The organism is Acinetobacter sp. YH12027 (assembly GCF_013420085.1).
In the GTDB taxonomy this organism is placed as follows: Bacteria; Pseudomonadota; Gammaproteobacteria; order Pseudomonadales; family Moraxellaceae; genus Acinetobacter; species Acinetobacter amyesii.
Genome location: NZ_VOYW01000011.1, coordinates 70,053 through 93,906, shown reverse-complemented (window position 1 = coordinate 93,906; position 23,854 = coordinate 70,053). Strand labels below are relative to the sequence as shown.

Below are 23,854 nucleotides of genomic sequence, written 5' to 3'. Positions count from 1 at the left end.
TGCATAATCTGCGGATGAAATACATTGATTCAAAGAAGAAGCTTTCTGATCCTCAGTTCAAGCGATATACGGGCATCTCATGGTCAACCTTTGATTTAATGGTTGAACAACTGAAAATGTATGTTCCTGCTAAAGGTAGACCAACTAAATTGAGCATAGAAGATCAAATCCTTCTGTGCTTAAGTTATTGGCGCGAATATCGAACCTTGTTCCATGTTGCAACAAGTTATGGCGTGTCAGAGCCCACTGCTTCAAGAATTGTCCGTCATGTAGTGGATTGCTTGATCAAGTCCAACCTATTTAACTTGCCGAAAAATTTACCTGAAGGTGTTGACTGGAATGTAGTGATTGTAGATGCTACAGAAATTCCAATACAAAGGCCTAAAAACAGAAGAATAGCTATAGTGGTAAGAAAAAAGTTCATACATTCAAAGTTCAGGCGATCATTCACTATAAAACTCAGCAGATTCTGAGTTTATGTACCAGTCGTGGAGCCATACATGATTTTGAACTGTTTAAATGCAACTTAAATCAGACTCTAGTAGGGTCATTTGTTCTTGCAGATACAGGCTAGCAAGGAATTTATATAGTTTATCCAAATAGCCTATTACCGTTAAAAGCAAAAAACGTTGTGAACTAGATGCTGAGCAAAAACTTATAATTAAGAAGGGCTTTGTTGCACAAAGATTTGAAATGCAAAGCGCCCCTAATTGAGCCAAATTTAAGGCGTAACTTGGGTAAGTGGCCGACCTAATTCCGTAAATCTGTTGAGGGCTGCTACACGTGTATGAATCTCATTCACTTGGCTATCAAAACTCCTTGCACTGAGTTTATCTCCTAATAATTTGATGCAATGCATCTTAGTTTCAACCAAACTTCGCCGATGATAGCCTGACCATTTTTTCCATAGTGTCCGGCCTAAACGTTTAATTGTTCGAAGTAATTCATTTCGCTCAAGGGAGCTACTCTTTGTATCTTTCCATGGTTTCGCATTTTTTCTAGGTGGAATCACCGCATGCCCTTGCCGATCTGCAATAACCTGACGGCATTGCTTGGTGTCATAAGCTCCATCAGTATAAACAGAGTCAATCCGCCCATCTTGTGGAATCTGATTAAGTAAATCACCAAGCACCTGTGAATCACTGACATTATTGGTTGTAAGCTGAACTGCTCGTATTTGTAGGGTTTTAGCATCTATACCAATATGAAGTTTACGCCATTGGCGACGATATTCAGGTCCATGTTTCTTGCGCTTCCATTCGCCCTCACCTAGAAACTTCATGCCTGTAGAGTCCATGAGTAGATGCAGCCCATCGCTACTTTTTTGTTAGCTGATTACAATATCAATATGCTTTTGTCTTCTACAAAGCGTGGTGTAATCTGGAGCTATCCAATTTAATCCGCAAAGTTTAATCAGACTTTGCACAAAGCCAGTAACCATACGTAAAGACAGACGAAATAAGGATTTAATTATTAAGCAGCATTGGATGGCTGCGTCGGAGTAGGTTTGATTTCGCCCTTGTTTGCCTTTTGGCTGCGCATACCATTGTCTAGCAGGATCAAACCAAAGGGCAATATTTCCGCGACTCATGAGTGCTCGGTTATATGCGGGCCAATTGGTTGTGCGGTAGATTTTGTGTGTAGGTTTCTTCATTTGAAAATTATATCGCTGAAAAAGCCTTTACAGATAGGTTTGTTCAACAAAGCCTATCGAACTTAAGGTAATTGCTGAATCGGACTGCCACCCAATGCCTGCATTAAAGTTACATAAGCATTATATTGACTCTGTTTGGTTTGAACCAAAGACAGTCGCGCATTACGTGTAGTTTCCTGTGCATCAAGCAAGTTTTTCAACGCAATTGCACCATTACGATAACGAACTTCAGTCAAACGCTCAGTCTTTTCTGCAAGCTGTACATTACGCTCTTGCAAAGCAACTTGTTGACTTAACTCAGTACGATTGGATAGCGCATTTTCCACATCGGCAAAAGCCTGATACAAGGTCTGACGATATTGAATAATAGATTTTTCATAATCTAAATCACTAATCGCAAGGTCTTTCTTCATATCGTTATATTGCAAGAAAGGTAAACTTAAACTTGCACCCAAAGCCAAAGCAGGGTTTTGTAATAAATTACTCAAAGAGGTACTACTCGAGCCTAAACTGCCAGTCAAACTAATTGAAGGGTAGTAACTCGCTTTCGTTGCATCTTTATTTGCCAAAGCTTTACGTAATCTTAACTCGCTTGCTTGTAAATCTGGACGGCGAGACAACAACTCGGCAGGTAAACCTGCTGCAATTGTCGGTAATGCAATTCGAGGTAAACGCTGCGGCTCTGAAATATTCAGTTGTTGCACAGGTTCATGCAATAACACAGCCAATGCAGTACGTGTTTCCACTTTTTGTTGGGCAATTTGGCTTGAGGTCGCTTTTTGACTTTGGACCGACTGTTCCGCTTGGGTTAGATCTAAACCTGACACAGCACCGGCTTTATATTGCACCTTGACCAAGTCATAGGTTTTTTGCGTACTGGCCAAATTTTGCTGCGCAATACTGTAGCGCTCATTTAAATAGCCAAGTTGCCAATATAGGTTTGCTGTTGTTGCAATCAAACTTTGGGCAGTGGCTTGCAGGTCTTGTTCAGTTGCTAAAGCTTCCCATTTTGCGGCCTCAGTCTGGCTAGCCAAACGACCAAATAAATCTACTTCATAACTGACGCCACCACTGAGTGATACACCTTTTGATGAGTCATCACCTGAGTTAAGGTCAAAGTTATGTCCAGTAGAGACACTTGAACTCACGCGTGGCCCTTGTTTATTTTCAGCCAAACCTGCTTGTAGTCGAGCTTGCTGTAAATTAATACCTGCTACAGCAAGGTCTGTATTGGCCGCTAAAACTTGATTCACCAACTGGTTTAATTGAGCATCATTAAACAATGTCCACCATTGGTCAGCATAAGTATCTGCATGAACTTGCTGACTCATGGCTTTTGCATTTTGAAATTGCGTCGGGATTTGTGTTGCAGGAGCTTCGTACGGCGTTTTAACCACAGCGGCACAGCCGACTAAGCTACTTCCGAGAATGAAGGCACTTGCAAGTTTAGTTAAGGTCATTTGCATCATTAATTCCTTATTCGCGAGAAAGCGCATCGACAGGGTTAAGCTGTGCGGCATTACGTGCAGGAATAAAGCCAAACACAATACCAATCATACTTGAGCAGACAAATGCAGCAACGATAGACGTCGTTGAATAGGCCATTTGAAATGTTCCACCGGCAAAATGACTAATCAATTGTCCAATACCTAAAGATAATAAAACCCCAAGCACACCGCCTAAGATACACACCAACACCGCCTCAATCAGGAACTGTTGCAGAATGTCACTTTGACGTGCACCCACGGCCATACGCACACCAATTTCTTGGGTACGTTCAGTCACAGAAACCAACATAATGTTCATGACCCCAATACCACCGACGACCAATGAAATCACGGCAATCGCAGACACTAATAGGGTCATTGTTGCCGTGGTTTGTTGAATGGTTTCGCGGATACTATCGGAGTTCTGTGTAAAGACATCTTGCGCGCCATGACGTTGTACCAATAAGCTTAAGATGGCGTTCTCAGCAGCAGCACTTGGATATTCATCTTTCACTCGGACAATGATGCTACGTACATTCGACTGACCTAACATACGACTCATGACCGTTGAATAGGGTAAATACACATTCAGGCTATCTGAGTTGCCCATCATGCTTTTTTGTTCTTCGATCACGCCAATGATACGGCTCGGCACACTGCCTAACAAAATGACTTGACCCACAGGGTTGGTGCCATCGGCAAAGAAAGTATTTTTAGTATTACTATCAATCACCACATCTTGCGCTTGCTCAGTCACACTTTCTTTATCAAAAGGTTGACCAGAAGCGAAGTTCATTCCTTTGACATAGAAGAAATCTTCACTCACGCCATTCACTGTGGTCGACGCTTCAGTGTCTTTAAAACGTGCTGTAACAGATGAATTGACTGAAGGACTAACGCCATCGACATAAGGCTGTTCAGCAAGGGCCGTCGCATCGGCAGGAATCAATGTTTTTACTTGGGAGGATCTGGAATTATCACCAAAGCCTCGACCTTGATACACCGTGATGGTATTGGTACCTAAACTGCTGATATTTTCTAAAATTTGCTTTTGTGAACCATTCCCAAGAGCCACAACAGAAACCACAGAAGCGATACCAATAATGATCCCGAGCATGGTTAAAAATGTACGCATACGGTGAGCATTCATGGCAAGGATCGCCATACGGAAGGCTTCACCTAAACGGTCAACGGCAGAGCGCCAGCTTGAGGTTTTTTTCTGTGTGTTTGGAACGAGTTGCTGTTTTTCTAAAGGTTCATCATCTGTTTCAGGTACATTGGGCTGATCTGAGATGATATTACCGTCAGAAATTTCAATAATTCGAGTCGCATTTTTTGCAACATTATGGTCGTGCGTGACCAAAATAATGGTATGACCTTTGGCATTGAGTTCGCGCAAAATCCGCATCACTTCAATACCACTATTCTTATCTAGTGCACCGGTCGGTTCATCGGCAAGAATAACATCGCCACCATTCATGAGGGCACGCGCAATCGATACACGTTGTTGCTGACCACCCGATAGTTGGCTCGGACGGTTTTGGGTTTTTTCACCCAGTCCAAGATCGGTTAGTAGTTGCTTGGCACGTGCATTGCGTTCAGTTGCATCTGCACCGGCATAGATTGCAGGAACTTCGACGTTACCAGCAGCATTCAAATCACCGAGTAAGTGATAGCGCTGGAAAATAAAGCCAAAATATTCACGGCGTAACTGTGCCAGTTCATCAGGTTCAAGTTCACGGGTTTCACGCCCCTTGACCTTGTAACTGCCTTTGGTTGGCTTATCAAGGCACCCCAAAATGTTCATGAGGGTAGATTTACCAGAACCGGACTGACCTACAATCGCCACCAGTTCACCTGGGTAAATCTCAAGATTAACCCCTTTTAGAATCTGGACTGAGCTTTCACCAGCAGGGAATTCACGAGTCAGATTCTTGACCTCGAGTAGAGGCGTCTGATTTTGACTCATCATTACATTCTCATTGGGCCGCCGCGATTACTGCGTTTTGCAGAATCATTACTAGTGTCTGAACCGTCGGCAATCACGACTTGATCACCTTGTTTTAAGCCACGAATCACTTGTGCGGTCACACGGTTATTTAAGCCAAGTAATACGGGTTGAGGTTGCGCAGCGCCATCCGCTTGTAATACACGCACCATGGCAACGCTCGCTTTACCTTGTTTGACCAGTGCCTTTTCAGCTTCAGTCAGTTCTAAACCTTTAGGACGATTTGGATGGTCTTTGTTCGATTTAGCTTCTGCGTTGGCATTTTTATCCGCAGATTGACCATCGGTAGACGTATTATTTCGGCTACGTTGTGGATGGTTTGAGGTTTGTACGGCAGCGGCAGGTACCGTTAAGACATTCTTGGCTTCATCTAAAATGATATACACCTGAGCGGTCATATCGATACGCAATTTGCCATCTTCATTTGGGACATCAAATAACGCATTGTAGTAAACCGCAGTACTTGAAGACGAAGAGGTATTGCTGTTGCTTTCGGTGTTAATTGAATTTGGTGCAGGTTCAACTTGGCGCAGGGTAGCATAGTGTTTTGTTTCACTGTCGCCCAACGTCGTAAAGTAAACACTTTGACCTTCTTGGACTTTCATGACATCGGCTTCAGAAATTTCAGCTTTAATGGTCATGGTGTTGAGTTTTGCCAATTTCACAATGGTTGGCGCACTTTGGTTGGCGTTTACGGTTTGACCTTCTTCCGTCACAATCGCCACGATGGTGCCATCCATGGGTGCAACAATTTGTGTATAGCCTAAGTCTTCTTTTGCAGTCGCTAAAGTTAAGCGCGATTGTTCGATTTGTGCATCAATGGCTGCAATATCAGCTTGTGCGGTTTTATAGCTTGCTAGCGCAGATTCTAGTTCTGCACGACTGGTCGCATCTTGAGCATACATCGCTTGTTGACGCTTATATTCAGCATCGACTTTGGCTAAATTTGCATTTTTTACTGCCAATTGCGCTTGTTGATTTTTAATACTGGCTTCGGCTGTTTTGAGGTCATTTTCCTGACGCACTGAATCAATTTGGGCAATCAATTGACCTTGTTTTACTTCATCGCCAAGTTGCACATACATTTTTTTTACTTGACCTGAAACCTGCGCTCCTACGCTGACCATTTTAGTTGCTTCAAGCACACCAGTGGCAAGCACTGAGTTTTCAATATCCCCACGGCTGACTTCGGCCGTAATGTACTGAGGTTGCTCTTGTTTTGGTTTGAAAAAATGCCATGCTGTGACAGCGATCGCCAGAGCAGCGATGATGGCTACGATCAATTTTGCTGGTTTTATTTTTGGCATGATTGGCAGTAAAGCGTTAAGAAAGTTATTTGAATTATAAGAGTTAAATACGGATAAATTGTGAATATTTTAGCAAAGAAGTAATGATTATTATTTCCCTTTAGGCTTTCCGATTGATATGAAGGGACTTAGCAGAATCTGTAAACAGACTCATTCTACTGCGTAAAATAATTTTTTAACTGTAACTAAATGCCAATTAAAGTACAAAAAGCATATTTCATGCCTATTTATTTGAATCTAATTTCAAATTAGAAAAAAGTTGAATGAAAATTAAAAAAAGTGGTGCTATAAAGCTTTTTTGTAGCCTATGTTAATGATATTAAAATAAAAATATGCATTGTGTTTGTGCTTTAGTGTGCACAGTTTTTGTTGAGCGTGTGTGATTTTTTGCAATAGTCTTGTTCTAAAAATGCAGCTAAGATCAAAACCCATAAAAAAATTATGGGTTTAATGATAAGTGGTTTTTTTTCATTAAATATACAAAATAAAATAGGAATATAAGTCGGGGTTAGATATGGAATGGAATGAAAAATATAATATCGGCATTGATGTTATTGATAATCAACATCGCCAGATTTTAGATTATATCAATACGTTGGAAGCAATCCTCGTGAATGGCAGTCGAGAGAAAATCAAAGAGGTTTTGGATGATTTGATTGACTATACACAATCGCATTTCAGCTTTGAAGAAAATTTATTGGAACAGGTACATTATCAGTATTTGCCGTCTCATCGTGGGATTCATGAGCATTTTGTGAGGCGACTGAATGAGTATCGAACCAAATTTGAAAATGGTGTTTCGGTTGAACAAGATTTATATCGTTTATTGTCTAAATGGCTGATTAATCACATTCAGCATGATGATCAAGATTATGTAGATTCAGTGCGAGACAATATGCTGCACTATCTGCGCTCGCAGGAACAGAAAAAAGGCAAAAGTTGGTTTGCTCGCTTTTTTAGTTAAGTCAACAGGGACGGAAATAACCTTTTACCGCACATCTGAGCAATGGCTTGCATAATCAGATGTTCGGCATTTTCATGTCCCAAACCTTTAATCGAGGCATCTAAACGTAACAACAGGGCAGGCCACGTCAAAAACTCATTGGCATTTAAACGGCGTAAAGCTTGTTGATACAGCCCGACCTTGGTCTTCCAAATGCCAATTTGTAAGGCATTTTGTGGTTGCTCAAACAGTTGCATCAGCAAGCGCATTTCCTTGCTGATACTCCATAAAATGAGTGACATCGGCTCACCAGATGCAATCAAATATTGAAAAATTTTAATTGATTGCGCCAAATTGCCTTGCAGCATTGCATCATTTAAATCGTAAGTGGTGTAGCGTGACTGATCTTGTAAGCAAGAGTACAGATGATCAATCTGAATCATCTCTGCTTCAGGAAAAGTATCTACGACACGCATTAAACTATTTTTTGCCGCCAGTAAATTGTGCTCATGATGCTGTTCTAGCCATTGCCAAGCATCATTGGCGAGTTGAATGCCAAGCTTTTGCGCCTCGGTGGCTAAGATTTGCTGACGATCTTTAGGGTAGTTTGCAGTCAGTGCAACATTGACTCCATTGGCATCAATGGTTTGGAAAAAACTGGTCTTTAAACTCGCACTGTCTTGCTTCGGCATGACCACGAGCAGCAAGTTACTTTCATTTTGCTGCAAATAGCTTTTTAACAGTTTTAGTCCATTGGCATCGGGTTTAATGCTGCCATGTGCCTCAATTGCCAGTTGACTGGAAAATAATGACAAGCTATTTAAAGCATTAAAGACATTTTTCCAATCAGCAGCAGAGCTAATGTCATACCGTTGACGCTCGACTTCTCGAGTGTTCCAACTCTTACGAAATGCATCCAGGAGATTTTGTTCAAGTAATGGCTCTTGACCATGTAGCACCCAGGCACCTTGCGCTTCATCTACACGTTTTAATGCCTGAAGATAGTCAAGTTTCATAAATCAAAATTACTCAGCTTTGGTTGGTGCAGTTAGTGGGTTCGCTTTTGGTAAGCGGTTTGATGAAATTTGGCGCACGATCTGTTGTGCAATGTCATCAATAATCACTTGTTTTAAATATTTTTCTTCTTGGTCATCAGTGTTCACGGTTGCTACGTCGTATTGGTAGCTACGTGTTGCCATCAATGTACGTGGTTCTGTCACAGGGTTACCTTGAGCATCTTCAATTTGGAACGTCACATTCAAGCGCAGTAAAGTTTCAACCAATTTACCATTGAGTTCTAAACGTCGTGGAGTGTAATCCAACACATGTAAGACATAGGCATTTTGATTATTGCTCAATTGCACGCCTGCAGAACCTAAATAAATCGCTAACTTTTCATGTAAGTCATCCGTATCTTCAGGAAGTGCCAATCGCATATTGGAATAGGCCACAGGTACAGCAGCAGGGTTGGTGCCTTTTAAATGAAAACCACAACCGACCATGCCTGCGCTCAGGCCCATAGTTAATACAATTGCAGCAACACGTTGAACCAAGTGCATAAAGTGTCCTCTGTTTCCCGAAGGGATAATGTTGAAATCCTGTGTGGATTGTAAAGTCAAAGCCCGTTGACTGGCAACGGGCTTTGTTTGGGAATTGTTTTTTAATCCCTCCCGACCTCCCTTTAAAAAAGGGAGGAGACCCGATTTTTTATTGGGAGCGGGAAGTCCCCCTTTTGTAAAGGGGGATTTAGGGGGATTAAATTAAACCACCAAATTCACTAATTTATTCGGCACCACAATTTCTTTCTTGGTTGGACCAGTCAAGAATTGTTGAACTTCAGGTAATGCTTTTGCTTGTGCCAGAATGTCATCTTTAGAGGCCTCGACAGATACTTCTAATTTGCCACGAAGCTTACCGTTCACTTGCACTACAATCGTTTGTGTATTGCGAGTCAGCGCAGATTCATCTACAGCAGGGAAGCGTGCTGATGTTAATTCGATACCAAACTCAGCCAATAAGGTTTGGCTTAAATGTGGCGCAAAAGGAGCAAGTAAAGTTAGAAGGGTAATGATTGATTCACGTGCAACGGCAACGTCATTGTCATCTTTGGCTTCAAACTTATTGTTTGCATTCAAAAGTTCCATCATCGCAGCAATGGCGGTGTTGAAGGCATGACGACGTGCAATGTCATCACCCACTTTTTGAATGGTTTCGTGTGTTTTACGACGCAAGTCTTGTGCAGCGGTAGATAGTGTCGCTTTGTCGATGTTTGCAGCAGAGTTGCCTTGTTCAAGGAAACCAGATGCTAGGCGCCATACACGTTTTAAGAAACGGTTTGCACCTTCAACACCAGCGTCAGACCATTCTAGTGATTGATCTGGTGGAGCCGCGAACATCATGAATACACGTGCAGTATCTGCGCCGTATTGGTCAATAATCGCTTGCGGGTCGATACCATTGTTTTTCGATTTCGACATTTTTTCTTGACCGCCAACCACGACGTCTTGACCATCACCTTGATATTTCGCAGAGATGATACGACCTTTTTCATCACGTTCTAAGTCGATGTCAGCAGGGTTAAACCATGTTTTCTTACCTGACTCAGATTCACGGTAGTAAGTATCCGCAAGAACCATACCTTGAGTTAAAAGGTTAGTGAATGGTTCGTTGCCTTGTACCACACCTTCATCACGCATTAATTTATGGAAGAAACGTGCATAAAGTAAATGCAGAATCGCGTGTTCAACACCACCGATGTATTGGTTCACAGGTAACCAAGTTTGACCCGCTTCAGGTTTCACCATACCGTCTGTGAAATCTGGAGATGCATAACGTGCATAGTACCAAGACGATTCTACGAAAGTATCTAACGTATCTGTTTCACGACGAGCATCGCCACCACAGCAAGGGCAAGTGGTTTCATAGAACTCAGGCATTTTGTTGAGTGGGTTGCCTGAACCATCTGGAACCACGTCCGTTGGCAATACAACTGGAAGTTGTTCTTCAGGTACTGGAACCTGACCACATTTTTCACAGTTGATCATTGGAATTGGACAACCCCAATAACGCTGACGAGAAACACCCCAGTCACGTAAACGGAATTGAACTTTCGAGTTGGCAAGTTCAGTCGGCTCTAACTTTGCAAGGAATGCATCGTACGCCCCTTGTAAGTCTAAGCCGTCAAATTCGCCTGAATTCACCAGTTTGCCGTCTTTAGAGCCATACCATTCTTGCCAAATTGTTGCGTCAAAGTCTGCATCGTCTGCACCTTTGGCATCAATCACTTGCTTGATGGTTAAGCCATATTTGTTGGCAAATTCGAAGTCACGTTCATCGTGTGATGGAACCGCCATCACCGCACCTGAACCGTAAGACATCAAGACGTAGTTTGCGATCCAAACAGGAACTTCTTCACCTGTAACTGGGTGCTTAACTGACAAACCTGTTGCCATGCCTTTCTTTTCAGCAGTCGCAAGGTCTGCTTCTGCAACAGAACCCATACGGCATTCTTCGATAAATGCAGCAAGCTCAGGATTGCTTTCCGCAGCTTTAAGTGCCATTGGATGCTCTGCTGCAACTGCAACATAAGTCACACCCATGAGAGTGTCAGCACGAGTGGTAAATACAGTTAAACCATCTGCATAAACGTCTGGATTCGCTGAAGGGAAGGTAATTTCCATACCCTGTGAGCGACCAATCCAGTTACGTTGCATGGTTAAAACTTGCTGTGGCCAGCCGTCTTTTAATGTTTCTAAATCGTCAAGTAATTCTTGCGCATAGTCAGTGATGCGGAAGTAGTACATTGGAATATCACGTTTTTCGACCAATGCACCAGAACGCCAGCCACGACCATTTTCAACTTGTTCGTTTGCTAAAACAGTTTGGTCTACTGGGTCCCAGTTCACTGTTGAAAGCTTACGGTAAATTAAACCTTTTTTATAAAGCTGTACGAATAACCATTGTTCCCAGCGGTAGTATTCAGGTGTGCAAGTTGCAAATTCACGATCCCAATCTACAGAAAGACCTAACTTTTTAAGCTGATTACGCATGTAATCAATGTTTTCAAAAGTCCATTTTGCAGGAGCGACTTGATGTGCAATTGCCGCGTTTTCAGCAGGCAAACCGAAAGCATCCCAACCCATGGGTTGTAGCACAGTTTCACCTTGTAAACGGTGGAAACGGCTGATCACATCACCAATGGTGTAGTTACGCACATGACCCATATGCAGTTTGCCACTTGGATAAGGGAACATAGAGAGGATATAACGACGTGGTCCTTCTACTTGGTCGGCAACTTTAAAGGCTTTGCGATTTTCCCAGTCTTGTTGGACTGTAGGTTCAATCGCACTGGCTTGATATTCAGGGTCAATGTGAGTAGTCATAAACGTAAATAGAAATAACGGTTAAAAAGTTTGTGCTACAGCATAGCGCAAAATACGCCTAGAGTGAATTTTGCGATGCTGTGTAGATGTAAATAATTTAAGTCAAAATGAAGGCTTTGGCGTAAATTATTGTGGTGCGGAGGCTACGGCTTGACCTTGGCGGAGCGCTGCATTGGCTTCGCGTTGTTGTTCCGCTAGCTGCTCATTTTGTTCATTCGACTGTTCGGCTTCACGTGAAACCTCTTCTTGGTTTTTTGCTGGAGTTGATTGCGTAGTCGTTGTTGCACCATAGGTATTCACTTTACCTTTACGCTGCGCATTTTTTGGCGGTGGCGTGGTGGTGTAATGCGTTGAACCTTTTGCATCCACCCACTTGTAATATTCTTTCGCTGAAAGGTCCAAACTGGTCAGGCAAAATGCCATGCTAGATAAAATACAGGCAGTGCGAGCAATCGTCGTCTTCATCATAAATTCAGTCCCAAAGTTAGAGTGATCATGCAAAATTATGCTGAAAATTTTGCGCTTTTTTGACAGCAGAATCTATGCATTTTTTAGCACAAAGGATAAAAGGGACATCGCGTGGGATGAATAACTTTGTGAATGATGAATTGTGGAATTAATAAGCAATCAAAATATTGTGTTCTTATCATTCAATCCATGTATTAAGTTGAAAGTGGGGCAAGTGAATTAAAAACTCACATTCATTCATTCATTCATTCATTTAATTTATTTATTAGATTTATAAAAGTATTTTATTAAACACATGCTAACTGGTTATAAATAAACAAACTACAAAGAATGCAAAGAACGGGAGTGTGCTTAAAAAACAAACGGTCTGTAAGTAATCAGAAAAAAGCCCATTTTTAAACTTGACTTTAATGGTTGAAACTACAAAAATGCTGTCTTTAGTTTTATATGCCTTAGATCGATCACCCTTCGAATGAGTGCATTTTAGCAATGGACTTCTTCTCTAGCCGAGACGTTGAACAAAGCCAACAAAATATGTTTATCCCAACATGTTTTAGACCCCATATTGCTCAAACAGCAAGCAGGTCAGATTTTTTTCTTATTGCTATGAAAACTATGAAATTTGTGTGCTATAACAGAGCACACAGTTAATGAATTAATCACGACAAATGCCCTCCATTTGTGCGTGAAAAAAGATTAGGGTGAATCACGTTGGAACTTTTATCTGGTGGTGAAATGCTCGTACGCGCTTTAGCGGACGAAGGCGTTGAACATGTTTTTGGATACCCAGGCGGCGCAGTACTGCATATTTATGATGCGCTATTTCAACAAGAAAAAATCAATCATTACCTAGTGCGCCACGAGCAAGCTGCTGGTCATATGGCTGATGCTTACTCACGTGTCACAGGTAAAACAGGTGTCGTACTGGTGACATCTGGTCCGGGTGCAACAAATACCGTAACTCCAATTGCAACTGCCTATATGGACTCAATCCCAATGGTGATTTTGTCAGGTCAGGTTGCAAGCCATCTGATCGGTGAGGATGCGTTCCAAGAAACGGATATGGTCGGTATTTCGCGCCCAATCGTAAAACACAGCTTCCAAGTACGTCATGCAAGCGAAATCCCTTCGATTATTAAGAAGGCATTTTATATCGCTTCAAGTGGCCGTCCGGGTCCTGTTGTTGTTGATATTCCAAAGGATGCGACGAATCCAGCAGAGAAATTTGCTTACGAATATCCTGAAAAAGTGAAAATGCGTTCGTATCAACCGCCGCATCGTGGTCACTCTGGTCAAATTCGTAAAGCAATTGATGAATTGATTCATGCTAAACGCCCAATTATTTATTCAGGCGGTGGTGTGGTTCAAGGCAACGCTTCTGCACAGTTGACAGAACTTGCACATTTATTGGGTTATCCAGTAACCAGTACTTTAATGGGTCTTGGTGCGTATCCGGGCAATGATGAACAATTCATTGGTATGTTGGGTATGCATGGTACTTATGAAGCCAATATGACCATGCACAATGCAGATGTGATTCTGTGTGTAGGCGCGCGCTTCGATGACCGTGTAACCAATAATCCAGCGAAATTCTGTCCAAATGCAAAAGTCATTCATATTGATATTGACCCAGCAACGATTTCAAAAACAATTATGGCGCACATCCCAATTGTGGGTGCAGTAGAGCCTGTATTGACTGAAATGTTGGCTCAATTAAAACAATTGAATGTGTCTAAACCAAATCCTGAAGATATCGGGGCTTGGTGGAAACAAATCAATGAATGGCGTCAAGTTCATGGTTTGAACTATGACAAACCAACTGATGGTTCAATGAAACCACAGCAAGTTGTTGAAGCGTTGGATAAAATTACCAATAGCCAAGCCATTATTACTTCAGACGTTGGTCAACACCAAATGTTTGGTGCGCTTTACTACAAATACACACGTCCACGTCAATGGATCAACTCAGGTGGTCTAGGAACCATGGGTGTAGGTTTGCCATATGCTATGGCAGCTAAACTTGCCTTCCCAGATCAACAAGTAGTGTGTATTACTGGCGAAGCATCGATTCAGATGTGTATCCAAGAACTATCTACATGTAAGCAATATGGCTTGAATGTAAAAATTCTATGCTTGAATAACCGTGCATTAGGTATGGTTAAGCAATGGCAAGACATGAACTACGAAGGTCGTCACTCAAGCTCGTATGTTGAGTCACTTCCAGACTTCCCTAAATTAATGGAGGCGTATGGTCATGTAGGTATTCAAATTGACCATGCAGATGAACTCGAGTCGAAGCTTGCTGAAGCGATGGCGATCAATGACAAGTGCGTGTTTATTAACGTGATGGTTGACCGTTCAGAGCATGTATATCCAATGTTGGTTGCTGGCCAGTCAATGAAAGATATGTGGTTAGGCAAAGGAGAGCGCACACAATGAGACATATTATCTCTGTACTTGTAGAAAACGAAGCAGGTGCGCTTTCACGTTTGGTAGGTTTATTCTCTCAGCGTGGTTATAACATTGAGACATTAAACGTAGCGCCAACAGAAGATCCGACGCTTTCGCGTTTGACTTTAACCACGTATGGCGATGAGCATAAAATTGAACAAATCACCAAACAACTCAACAAGCTTGTCGAAGTTGTTAAAGTTGTTGATTTGTCTGAAGGTGCTCATATTGAACGTGAATTGATGTTAATTAAAGTCAAAGCACTTGGTTCAGCGCGCGCAGAAATTAAACGTACTGCGGATATTTTCCGTGGACAAATCGTAGACGTAACACCAACGACATATACCATTCAAATCGCAGGTACAACTGAAAAGATAGATGGTTTTATTGATGCCTTAGCTGAAAATACAATTCTAGAAGTTGTACGTTCAGGTGTTTCAGGTATCGCACGTGGCGAAAAAGTTTTAACTATCTAATTTTATATATTCACCTCACTCCTATGGGTGAGGTACTTGAAACGTGAATAATCAAACAGAATCACGGTATCAAGTTAAAGGAAACAAAAGCATTTTAGCGGAGACAGCAATGCAAATTTTTTACGATAAAGACACAGACTTATCTATCATCCAAGGCAAAAAAGTAGCAATCATTGGTTATGGTTCACAAGGCCATGCTCATGCGCTTAACCTTAAAGATTCAGGCGTTGACGTAACTGTAGGTCTACGCGCTGGTTCTACTTCTTGGAAAAAAGCTGAAAATGCTGGTCTTAAAGTTTCAGAAGTTCCTGCTGCTGTAGCTCAAGCTGACTTAGTTATGATTTTGACTCCAGATGAGTTCCAATCACAACTTTACCGTGACGTAATTGAGCCAAACATCAAGCAAGGTGCAACGCTAGCATTTGCTCATGGTTTCTCTGTTCTTTATAACCAAGTTGTTCCACGTGCTGACCTTGACGTAATCATGGTTGCTCCAAAAGCGCCAGGTCATACTGTACGTTCAGAATTCCAACGTGGTTCAGGTGTACCTGATCTTATCGCTGTTCACCAAGATGCTTCTGGTAATGCACGTAACGTTGCGCTTTCTTACGCTTCAGGTGTTGGTGGTGGCCGTACTGGTATTATCGAAACTTCATTCCGTGAAGAAACTGAAACTGACCTTTTCGGTGAGCAAGCAGTTCTTTGTGGTGGTGCTGTTGAATTGGTTAAAATGGGCTTCGAAACTCTTGTTGAAGCTGGTTATGCACCAGAAATGGCTTACTTCGAATGTCTACACGAACTTAAATTGATCGTTGACTTAATGTTCGAAGGCGGTATCGCGGACATGAACTACTCAGTATCAAACAATGCTGAATATGGCGAATACGTAACTGGTGTTGAAGTAATCAACGAACAGTCTCGTGAAGCTATGCGTAATGCGCTTAAACGTATTCAATCTGGTGAATACGCGAAGATGTTCATCCAAGAAGGTGCGTTGAACTATCCTTCTATGACTGCTCGTCGTCGTCAAAACGCGGCGCATGGTATCGAAGTAACTGGTAACAAGTTACGTGCGATGATGCCTTGGATCCAAGCGAACAAAATCGTTGATAAAGAGAAAAACTAATTTCTTGAATCAATTGATTTGAATACGAAGACCCACTCATTTTGAGTGGGTTTTTTAATATCTAAAGTTACGTGCCTTAAAAATAGAAAAGCATGCTTTTCTATTTTTACGTACCTTGGATCCAAGCGAACAAAATCGTAGACAAAGAAAAGAACGAAGTTCTGATATCTAAGTCAAAAAGCCCTTGTTTTTAACAGGGGCTTTTTTATCCCTTATAAAAGACGGCATCAAGGCTACGAGCCTCAAATGATGTAAGCGATACTTTCATCATTTTCGCGCCTTGGATCCAAGCAAACAAAATCGTTGATAAAGAGAAAAACTAATTTCTTGAATCAATTGATTTGAATACGAAGACCCACTCATTTTGAGTGGGTTTTTTAATATTTAAAGTTACGTGCCTTAAAAATAAAAAAGTAGTGCTTTCATTCCTTACGCGTCACTCAGAACAGTGTGCTGCCTCGTTGTACTTCGTACAAAACAATGTTTTGTACTCGTTCATACTTTGGATCCAATCGAACAAAATCGTAAGCAAAGAAAAGAATTTATTTAATTATCTTTTGAGTTTTATGATACAAGGAACCCAATATTAGCGTGGGTTAGAATAATGATTTTATATAAATATGTGAGTTTTGAAGCTGCTTTAACGATTTTGAAAACAAAATCTCTAGGTTTTTCACATTTAGAAGATTTTAATGACCCATTTGAATGCACTGGTTTTGGTTTTTATGATTTGGATGTACCGACATCGGTAGCAGTAGGGCATTCCGAAATCAGTTTTCTAGAAAATATGTGATTTTAAGTTTGACTAGAACTGCTTTAAATCTACTCATCTGGCCACATTATGGGGATAGTTAAAAAAGGTGTTGTGATCGGAATAGACACATGCAAAGCAGGCCTTGAAGATGGTGATCAATTTATTATTCCTTCAACAAAAGGGGAGTTGAGATATTTAAAAACAGCGCCGAAGCAGGCCAATGTGGCAAGTGTTGAAAAATTAATGTCTGTAGGAAATTCAAATATTTTAAATTGGGATAATGAAGAAGTTTTAATAAAGCATGGTTTGCTTTATAAAATGCAGGAATGGGCATACGAAGAGGAAGTACGTATTGTAAAGAATATTAGCGATGCTCAATTCGGGTATCACTTTTCTACAAAAACACATGCATATATCAATGACCAACTTTGGCAAAGAGTCCCAATTGCAAACGTGTCCAATTTATACGTTAAAATTGCCTGAAGAAGCCTTTTTTGAAGTATATGTTGGGAAAAATGCATATATTGATCTTAGAAGAAAGCAAGAGCTTGTGAAGCCAGTAATTGATCATAAGAGATCAGTGTGAATTGCTGAAAGATCTATGTGTTGAATCTAATATTAGTTTGAAATGCATTTCATTAGATTTGGAAACATGGTCTTTAAAAGTGAATCAAATTTAATTTGATGGTTTTGAGTCATGGATGGTTTCAAAACTCCTATATTTGTGTCAGCTGAGTTGAATTTAGGTTGTGATAGAGTAGGCATTATTCATGCTGCATGGAGTGTGTAATTGCAATGAAAATATCAAAACTCTCTCTTTTACTCGCTCTTTGTCTACCTGTGGTGAGTTTTGCACAAGATTCAGATATAGCACAGTCTGAGTTAAAGCCTTTACCTGATGTTCGGATATCCATGCAGCGGATGCTTCGCTCGACTGAAGGACGCTATTTCTTAGATTTGTATGCTGGCATATGGAATCCGCACGGGACGTTGACTGATCTGCAAGAGCCCAAACAAATTAACTTTAAAGGGACTCAAAAAGCAGATTTTATTGACTTGAATTCAGTCAATGGTGGGACGGAACAAAGTGCTGCAGCAGCTTATCGATTGGCAGGTACATTGAATGCAAATACAGGCTACTTTAAAGCTGAACTGACGGAACAAACGGCACCACCATCTACAAGTTATCTACAGTTTGAACCTGCGTTTAAAGCTGCAGATAAACCTATCCTGCTGTTTAAGTTTTATGGGGTGCAATCCGCAGACCAACCTTATGGGAAGTCTCTAAAACGCGTAGATGTGATTAATAAATCAAATGGCAAAGTCTTGCAGTCATTACAAGGCTTTAATGCCTTTGGGAATAGTATGGGATTCTTAGATGTGAATTTTGATGGATACTATGATGTTGTACTTTCAGATACCTCTGATGGTCGAAAAATAGAAGATAAGCGATTTATTTATTGGATGTACAATCCTAAAACGAAGAATTTTCAACGCTCACCACAATTGGAAAAAATTGCTGGCTTCCCAAAATTAAAAGGAGAGTTGCAGCAGATTGACTTTGGATCAGGTCAAATCTTTCGAGTCGATCAAGGATTGCTTTATCCAGTCAGTGAGTAAGTTAAATTTTTTAAAAAGCCCCATAACTTGGGGCTTTTTTTATTTATAGAATTTTCTAAAGATGAATGTAGATACTTTTAAATGAGGTAGTCAGTATTTTGAATAAAAAATCAAAGTAAAAAGAGGGTTGAAAGAGAGGGACTGAATTTTAACATACATGATATTTCATATAATAAATGAGATTCTAAAAATTTGAAAAACAAAAAACTGAAATTTAAAGAAAGAAAATATGATTTACAAAAGCTTAACATTGGAAACTAAGACGTGTTTCAAAACCTGTAATTTAATACAAAGGCTCAGTATTTGGTGACGTAATTCTTGTATTGCGTTTCAAAAGACATACCTGAAAGTAGTGATTATACATTCGAGATTCTATTTAAAAATAAAATTTAATCGGCCTTTACTATTAATATAGTTGAATATTCAAATATTATTGGTTTGTTTGAAAATTATTTTGAACTATTTCACAAATATTTGGTGAAATATGTAACAGCCTATATTATTTTTAATGTTACTAAATTTAATAAAAACAATAAGATATGTTATACCAAAAAATAGGGATATGAAAAAAATCCCCAAAATTTGGGATAAAGAGAAAAATTAAATAAAAATATAAAAATTAAAAATATTTAATATATTACAACCACATAATTTAAATATTCGTAAAAAATAATATTACATGAATATTCGTGTGAATATTCCGCATTAGGTTCTTTTTTTCTCCACATGATTAAGAATGAATCAGCACCTAGGGAAAGTAAGATTAATTAGTTTTTCTTAATAAATATCCTTTGATGCACATACTAATAAATCTCATATGAGAATGGAGAAGTGAAATGTCTACATCTAAAATTTTAACCGCAGTACTATCTGCAACATTGTTCGTAGCACTTCCAGCAACATCTGCAATCGCTGGTGGTAAAAAAGAATCTAAACAATGTGGCGGTGCGCCGTGTGAAGGCGAAATCGACATAAAGTTACAGATTCTTAAAGCATGTGAGCTTTTGGTAGGTAAAGACATCAAACTCGTTGAAGACAGTTATACGGGTGCTAGTGGCTTTACAGTTACAACGAACACTCCATATACATTAAATCTATCTACGCTAAACGCGGGTTCAAGTGCAGATACTTTTGTAAAACATGAAACCACTAGTGATAAAGTATTTACAAAAATCACGACTTCAAAAGGTGGTGTGAATTATCCAATCGGTTCTACACCTGTAGCTGGTATGAGCGTTGATAACTTTGCTGTATCTGTAGCTCCAAAAAATACAATTTCAGGTACTCAACGTGCTGGTACATACAAAGATACTTTATATATCAAAGTAGCTTACTAATCCAAATTTAGGGAGTTGATTCTACACAGTTAGGGTCAACTTCTTTTTATTTTGAATTGATAATAATATTTAAATGTACTGGGGTGGGTATATGAAAAGTTTATTCAAAGTCGTTTCATTTAGTTTAATAACTTGCTTATTGAGTCCTCAAATATTTGCAGGTATTTCAATTAGCCCTGTGCAGTTATATTTAACCGATAAATCTAAACAACGCAGTGCGACATTTACTTTGGAATCGAAAGGGGATGATGAGACACCACGTATTTTTGAAGCTCAAGCATTTAAATGGACTCAAAATGCCGCAGGGGAAGATGTTCTTTCACCTGAATCCAATATTATTATCAATCCGAAAAACTTTATTTTAAAACCAAATTCAAAACAAATGGTTCGTGTGGGTTTTACTCAATCTGTAGAAAGTATGAATCTACAACAAGAAGAAGCATGGCGTATTATTTATACTGAGCTACCACAAGTGACGAACTCTGAATCGAAAATTGCACTGTTATTAAGTATTAATGTGCCATTTTTTGTCGGCAAACAAGAACCCGCTTATTTGAAATTTATTGCCAAAAAAACGAATGGTCGCACCATTATTCAGGTTGAAAATTTAGCAAAATCACACATTCAAATCCAAAAACTTTATGTCATCGATAAAAGCAAAAAAACAGTCGCTGAATCTTCCGATATGAAATATTTATTGGCATTAGGTAAAAACCAATACGACATCGGGAATGTTTCTTTACAAGGCGCTAGTAATTATAAAGTCGTTGTGGAAACAGATAAAGGTGACACTCCTTTGGAGTTTAATTTAGTTGAGTAGTGGCTATGAACAGAATTACATTGCTTCTATATTGTATTTTATGTGCTAATTCTGCTCATGCAGAAGCCGTTGATATGCCTGATGATTTATTTCCAACCAGTATTTGGGTAAACGAAGTAGACCGCAAGAGCGAAGTATTATTACTGACTGAAAATAACAAGTTTTATATAGAATGCGCAGATCTTGATAAGCTGCAAATCAAAGTAGAAATTCTGAAACGACATGCAACTAAAAATTCATTTTGTTTGGTAACGGATCAAGATATTCAGTCTGGATTTGATCCTCAATTGCAAGCCATCAAAATTAATCTTCCATCAAAATATTTCTTTGGGCTAGAAACGGATGCCTTAATCAGTCAGCCGATGCCTGCAAATTTTGGTGCATTTCTCAATTATGAAATGCACTTTGAAAATAACACTCAACATAATAATTTTGGTGTACTGCCTGAACTTGGGGTGTTTAAAGACAATTGGATTTTAAGAAATAATGCCTTTTATCGAAATAATAAAGGGGATGATTATCGTGAAGAAAAATTTGTAAGGTTAAATAGTAGTCTTGAGTTTGATTTCTCCAAAAGTGCGACCAAGCTGATTATTGGTGATACGACCTCTGCCTATAGCGCATTAATTCATGGTGTGCGATTTGGTGGTTTGAGTTTTGGTACAGACTATACGTCACGTCCAGATTTTGTGTATTGGAATATTCCAAGTCTAAAAGGTAGTGCAGTTTTACCTTCGACTGTTGATTTATATATTGATGGCGTAAATATTTATCAGAAAAAGATTTCACCTGGAGATTATAACTTACAAACAGGTGCCAATATTGAAAGTGCAGGTACAGCGCAAATGGTTGTACAAGATGTCTTGGGGAATACCACTGTTCGAAGCTTCCCGGTGTTAATTAGTAGTAAATTGCTCAAAGAAGACTTAAATGATTACAACATTTCATTAGGGAAACTACGCTTCAGTTATGACGAAGAAAATAGTGATTATCGCGATTTTTTCAGTTCAGCCTATTGGCGTAGAGGTGTCACCAGTCGTACCACGTTGGGTGCAAGTGCTACCTATAGTGACAAAGTAAAAAATGCAGGACTGCTATGGACGCAAGCGGTCAATCGATGGTTTGTTTTAGACAGTATTTTTTTAGGCAGTAAAACCGATAATGACGATGGCTATTCTGCAGGTTTGGCTATTAGTCGTAATTTCGGGAAACTCAATTTTGGTGTGAGTTCACGCTACGCTACAAATGATTATCGGGCGTTAGGTTATGAAGATAATCATATTTTTCCAAAATTTGAAAATATGGCGTATTTGAGTTTTGCTAATTTCCCATTCTTTCAAAATTTAAACCTGAACTATATCGAACAAACCCAGTATGAATCTAATGATCCTTTATTTGAATTAGAGGATCGCAAAATGCTCACAGTGGGTGTGAGTCGCGAAATCACACAGAATTTAATGTATACCGCCAATTATTTTAAAGAATTTGGTGATAGCGATGACTCAGGTGCCTTTATTACATTTTCTTATAATTTTGGTGGTGGTAAACGTATTCAGGCTGATGCAGGTACCAATAAATCCGGCGGTGTACGTTTCATCCAAAATGCATTTGGTGAATATGGTGCAAATTATGCGCTCGGTGTGGATTATCGTAATGATGAAACGGTATTAAATGCCTATGGTGGTTTGTCCACTAATGTTGGTGATTTAACCTTGAGTCATCTCTATAGTGAAAATGATTCAACAACACAGGTTGGCTACCGTGGCGCTATGGTGTGGGTGGGTGGTCAATACGCATTGACCAGTTTTGTCGATAATGCTTTTGCTTTAGTGAATGTTGGTGGTCGTGAAGATATTGATGTCATGCGATCAATGTCTCCAGTCGCGAAAACCAATAAAAAAGGCTATGCCTTTGTACACGATATCGTTCCTTATATTAATTACGATATTTCATTCGATGAAAACCAATTGCCGATCGAAAGCAAAGTTCCGAATGCTGCACATCGTTTAGTTGCGTTAAGACAGCGTGGTTATAACATTAATTTTTCAGTATTTGATACACAACAAATATTGGTCAAAATATTGGATGAACAAGGTCATCAATTTGTAGCAGGAAGTGAAGTTGCAATTGATACCCCAGAAGCTGATGTTTATCCAGTGGGTTCAGATGGCACGGTAATGTTATATGGTTTGGTTGAAGGCTACTACAAGTTGACGGTGAGGACCAGTGGTGGTCGATCTTGCCAAACAGCATTAACAGTGCCGAAAAAGGTAGAAAACCAAACTCCTGAATTAATTACATTGCAGTGTAAATAAAGGAGTATTTCCAATGAAAAGTATTTTACTCATCTCAGCAGCGTTATTTAGTTCAATAACATTTGCTGCACCGAGTCGTTGTGAAATGGGACGAATCAGTGAAACCAATATGCGCTTGGCGAATTACTATAATAGTCAAGCGGCGAGTTCATTTAGTGTCGATTGTTCCGGTAAATACCGCATACGCTTTAATAGCCGTAATTTGCAGGATACTTCGGGCAGTAGTTTTGTGACGAATGGCCCGATTAAGCTCAAAACACGAATGACTGTTTCAGGTGCGATGGAAAATCTGTGGAATGTTTCTACAGAGCAAGGCGCTGGCAAAAATAACTATGTGATTGCTGTGCGTTTGGTGGAGCGAGTGAATGCAACGACACCTGCAGGAATCTACCGCGATACAGTCTTTGTAAATATGGTGTTTTGAGAGGCTTAGTGAGTGATTTTATTTCATGGTTAAGGTGATTATATGCAGAGTGCTAAGTTCATGTCGCTAGATTGAAGCTTGAGTATAGATATTAATGTGAGTCTCTAGCTTCAATCTAAGTAGCTCCATTCTCTGTTGCAAATATAAAGTTGGATGTGAATGTCTTGAGTATTCGAGATGTTAAAATATCGATATAGCGTTAAGAATAAATAATTCAGAAAAAGTTTTTCTTATTAGAGTTCATAGGTTTAATATGTGATCTTGTTTTTATTTTAGCCATTT

At 39.8% G+C, this 23,854-nt stretch carries 20 protein-coding genes and 1 pseudogene; 13 read left to right on the top strand and 8 right to left on the bottom strand.

The genetic code is table 11. The features are described from left to right. Positions 1-14: 14 nt before the first annotated feature. Positions 15-473, top strand: a complete 459-nt coding sequence (locus FTT94_RS05440) for a transposase family protein (RefSeq protein WP_180170355.1) — start codon at positions 15-17, stop codon at positions 471-473. After that, positions 443-574 carry a hypothetical protein gene (locus FTT94_RS16900; protein ID WP_373686015.1) on the top strand — a complete coding sequence of 44 codons (132 nt, stop codon included), beginning with the start codon at positions 443-445 and terminating at the stop codon, positions 572-574. Before FTT94_RS05440 ends, FTT94_RS16900 begins: the two co-directional genes overlap by 31 nt. Positions 575-721: 147 nt before the next feature. On the opposite strand, the pseudogene FTT94_RS05435 reads toward FTT94_RS16900, so the two are convergent. The 4 genes and pseudogenes from FTT94_RS05435 to FTT94_RS05420 all read right to left on the bottom strand — a co-directional run bounded on the left by FTT94_RS05435 (position 722) and on the right by FTT94_RS05420 (position 6,456). Next, a pseudogene (locus FTT94_RS05435) lies at positions 722-1,654 on the bottom strand (IS5 family transposase). 62 nt (positions 1,655-1,716) lie between these two features. Next, positions 1,717-3,120, bottom strand: a complete 1,404-nt coding sequence (locus tag FTT94_RS05430; protein WP_180170363.1) for an efflux transporter outer membrane subunit — start codon at positions 3,118-3,120, stop codon at positions 1,717-1,719. A 10-nt stretch (positions 3,121-3,130) separates the two neighbouring features. Beyond that, positions 3,131-5,110 (bottom strand): MacB family efflux pump subunit, encoded by a 1,980-nt coding sequence (locus FTT94_RS05425; RefSeq protein ID WP_180170364.1) that lies wholly within the window; start codon positions 5,108-5,110, stop codon positions 3,131-3,133. 2 nt (positions 5,111-5,112) lie between these two features. Further along, positions 5,113-6,456 carry a MacA family efflux pump subunit gene (locus FTT94_RS05420; RefSeq protein ID WP_180170354.1) on the bottom strand — a complete coding sequence of 448 codons (1,344 nt, stop codon included), beginning with the start codon at positions 6,454-6,456 and terminating at the stop codon, positions 5,113-5,115. Between the two features lie 514 nt (positions 6,457-6,970). Between FTT94_RS05420 and FTT94_RS05415 the strand changes: the two genes are divergently transcribed. Next, the gene (locus FTT94_RS05415; RefSeq protein ID WP_180007206.1) at positions 6,971-7,420 is read left to right on the top strand and encodes a bacteriohemerythrin; all 450 of its coding nucleotides are present in this window, start codon (positions 6,971-6,973) and stop codon (positions 7,418-7,420) included. Here FTT94_RS05415 and holA read toward each other — a convergent pair. The 4 genes from holA to FTT94_RS05395 all read right to left on the bottom strand — a co-directional run bounded on the left by holA (position 7,417) and on the right by FTT94_RS05395 (position 12,249). Further along, positions 7,417-8,415 (bottom strand): DNA polymerase III subunit delta, encoded by a 999-nt coding sequence (gene holA / locus FTT94_RS05410; RefSeq protein WP_180007207.1) that lies wholly within the window; start codon positions 8,413-8,415, stop codon positions 7,417-7,419. The genes FTT94_RS05415 and holA overlap by 4 nt on opposite strands. A 9-nt stretch (positions 8,416-8,424) precedes the next feature. Further along, positions 8,425-8,958 carry an LPS assembly lipoprotein LptE gene (gene lptE / locus FTT94_RS05405; RefSeq protein WP_078192675.1) on the bottom strand — a complete coding sequence of 178 codons (534 nt, stop codon included), beginning with the start codon at positions 8,956-8,958 and terminating at the stop codon, positions 8,425-8,427. Between the two features lie 201 nt (positions 8,959-9,159). Next, positions 9,160-11,781: a leucine--tRNA ligase gene (leuS, locus tag FTT94_RS05400; RefSeq protein WP_180170353.1), complete on the bottom strand. Its 2,622-nt coding sequence runs from the start codon at positions 11,779-11,781 to the stop codon at positions 9,160-9,162. A gap of 126 nt (positions 11,782-11,907) precedes the next feature. Beyond that, the gene (locus FTT94_RS05395) at positions 11,908-12,249 is read right to left on the bottom strand and encodes a DUF4124 domain-containing protein (RefSeq protein WP_249708160.1); all 342 of its coding nucleotides are present in this window, start codon (positions 12,247-12,249) and stop codon (positions 11,908-11,910) included. A 711-nt stretch (positions 12,250-12,960) separates the two neighbouring features. Between FTT94_RS05395 and FTT94_RS05390 the strand changes: the two genes are divergently transcribed. The 10 genes from FTT94_RS05390 to FTT94_RS05345 all read left to right on the top strand — a co-directional run bounded on the left by FTT94_RS05390 (position 12,961) and on the right by FTT94_RS05345 (position 23,572). After that, entirely contained in the window at positions 12,961-14,688 is a 1,728-nt protein-coding gene (locus FTT94_RS05390) for an acetolactate synthase 3 large subunit (RefSeq protein ID WP_078192673.1), read from the top strand. Next, positions 14,685-15,176, top strand: coding sequence for an acetolactate synthase small subunit (gene ilvN / locus FTT94_RS05385; RefSeq protein WP_078189625.1), 492 nt, complete (start codon positions 14,685-14,687; stop codon positions 15,174-15,176). Before FTT94_RS05390 ends, ilvN begins: the two co-directional genes overlap by 4 nt. A 109-nt stretch (positions 15,177-15,285) precedes the next feature. Further along, positions 15,286-16,302: a ketol-acid reductoisomerase gene (ilvC, locus tag FTT94_RS05380; RefSeq protein WP_078192867.1), complete on the top strand. Its 1,017-nt coding sequence runs from the start codon at positions 15,286-15,288 to the stop codon at positions 16,300-16,302. Positions 16,303-16,906: 604 nt separating this feature from the next. After that, a complete protein-coding gene (locus FTT94_RS05375; RefSeq protein ID WP_257220830.1) occupies positions 16,907-17,095 on the top strand; it encodes a hypothetical protein in 189 nt (62 codons plus the stop codon). 48 nt (positions 17,096-17,143) lie between these two features. Then, entirely contained in the window at positions 17,144-17,539 is a 396-nt protein-coding gene (locus FTT94_RS05370; protein WP_180170352.1) for a DUF2971 domain-containing protein, read from the top strand. A gap of 312 nt (positions 17,540-17,851) precedes the next feature. Further along, entirely contained in the window at positions 17,852-18,676 is an 825-nt protein-coding gene (locus FTT94_RS05365; RefSeq protein ID WP_257231193.1) for a hypothetical protein, read from the top strand. 836 nt (positions 18,677-19,512) lie between these two features. Continuing rightward, the gene (locus tag FTT94_RS05360; protein ID WP_180005392.1) at positions 19,513-20,013 is read left to right on the top strand and encodes a hypothetical protein; all 501 of its coding nucleotides are present in this window, start codon (positions 19,513-19,515) and stop codon (positions 20,011-20,013) included. 91 nt (positions 20,014-20,104) lie between these two features. Next, positions 20,105-20,833 (top strand): molecular chaperone, encoded by a 729-nt coding sequence (locus FTT94_RS05355; RefSeq protein WP_180062955.1) that lies wholly within the window; start codon positions 20,105-20,107, stop codon positions 20,831-20,833. A gap of 5 nt (positions 20,834-20,838) precedes the next feature. After that, positions 20,839-23,148 carry a fimbria/pilus outer membrane usher protein gene (locus FTT94_RS05350; RefSeq protein ID WP_180089878.1) on the top strand — a complete coding sequence of 770 codons (2,310 nt, stop codon included), beginning with the start codon at positions 20,839-20,841 and terminating at the stop codon, positions 23,146-23,148. A gap of 13 nt (positions 23,149-23,161) precedes the next feature. Further along, a complete protein-coding gene (locus FTT94_RS05345) occupies positions 23,162-23,572 on the top strand; it encodes a hypothetical protein (protein WP_078189619.1) in 411 nt (136 codons plus the stop codon). Positions 23,573-23,854: the final 282 nt, after the last annotated feature.

Excerpts from the sequence above, each read along its gene's own strand:
- FTT94_RS05440 (WP_180170355.1), top strand. The coding sequence starts at position 15 with ATGAAATACATTGATTCAAAGAAGAAGCTTTCTGATCCTCAGTTCAAG.
- FTT94_RS05430 (WP_180170363.1), bottom strand. The coding sequence starts at position 3,120 with ATGCAAATGACCTTAACTAAACTTGCAAGTGCCTTCATTCTCGGAAGT.
- FTT94_RS05425 (WP_180170364.1), bottom strand. The coding sequence starts at position 5,110 with ATGAGTCAAAATCAGACGCCTCTACTCGAGGTCAAGAATCTGACTCGT.
- FTT94_RS05420 (WP_180170354.1), bottom strand. The coding sequence starts at position 6,456 with ATGCCAAAAATAAAACCAGCAAAATTGATCGTAGCCATCATCGCTGCT.
- FTT94_RS05415 (WP_180007206.1), top strand. The coding sequence starts at position 6,971 with ATGGAATGGAATGAAAAATATAATATCGGCATTGATGTTATTGATAAT.
- holA (WP_180007207.1), bottom strand. The coding sequence starts at position 8,415 with ATGAAACTTGACTATCTTCAGGCATTAAAACGTGTAGATGAAGCGCAA.
- lptE (WP_078192675.1), bottom strand. The coding sequence starts at position 8,958 with ATGCACTTGGTTCAACGTGTTGCTGCAATTGTATTAACTATGGGCCTG.
- leuS (WP_180170353.1), bottom strand. The coding sequence starts at position 11,781 with ATGACTACTCACATTGACCCTGAATATCAAGCCAGTGCGATTGAACCT.
- FTT94_RS05395 (WP_249708160.1), bottom strand. The coding sequence starts at position 12,249 with ATGATGAAGACGACGATTGCTCGCACTGCCTGTATTTTATCTAGCATG.
- ilvN (WP_078189625.1), top strand. The coding sequence starts at position 14,685 with ATGAGACATATTATCTCTGTACTTGTAGAAAACGAAGCAGGTGCGCTT.
- ilvC (WP_078192867.1), top strand. The coding sequence starts at position 15,286 with ATGCAAATTTTTTACGATAAAGACACAGACTTATCTATCATCCAAGGC.
- FTT94_RS05375 (WP_257220830.1), top strand. The coding sequence starts at position 16,907 with ATGATTTTATATAAATATGTGAGTTTTGAAGCTGCTTTAACGATTTTG.
- FTT94_RS05370 (WP_180170352.1), top strand. The coding sequence starts at position 17,144 with ATGGGGATAGTTAAAAAAGGTGTTGTGATCGGAATAGACACATGCAAA.
- FTT94_RS05365 (WP_257231193.1), top strand. The coding sequence starts at position 17,852 with ATGAAAATATCAAAACTCTCTCTTTTACTCGCTCTTTGTCTACCTGTG.
- FTT94_RS05360 (WP_180005392.1), top strand. The coding sequence starts at position 19,513 with ATGTCTACATCTAAAATTTTAACCGCAGTACTATCTGCAACATTGTTC.
- FTT94_RS05355 (WP_180062955.1), top strand. The coding sequence starts at position 20,105 with ATGAAAAGTTTATTCAAAGTCGTTTCATTTAGTTTAATAACTTGCTTA.
- FTT94_RS05350 (WP_180089878.1), top strand. The coding sequence starts at position 20,839 with ATGAACAGAATTACATTGCTTCTATATTGTATTTTATGTGCTAATTCT.
- FTT94_RS05345 (WP_078189619.1), top strand. The coding sequence starts at position 23,162 with ATGAAAAGTATTTTACTCATCTCAGCAGCGTTATTTAGTTCAATAACA.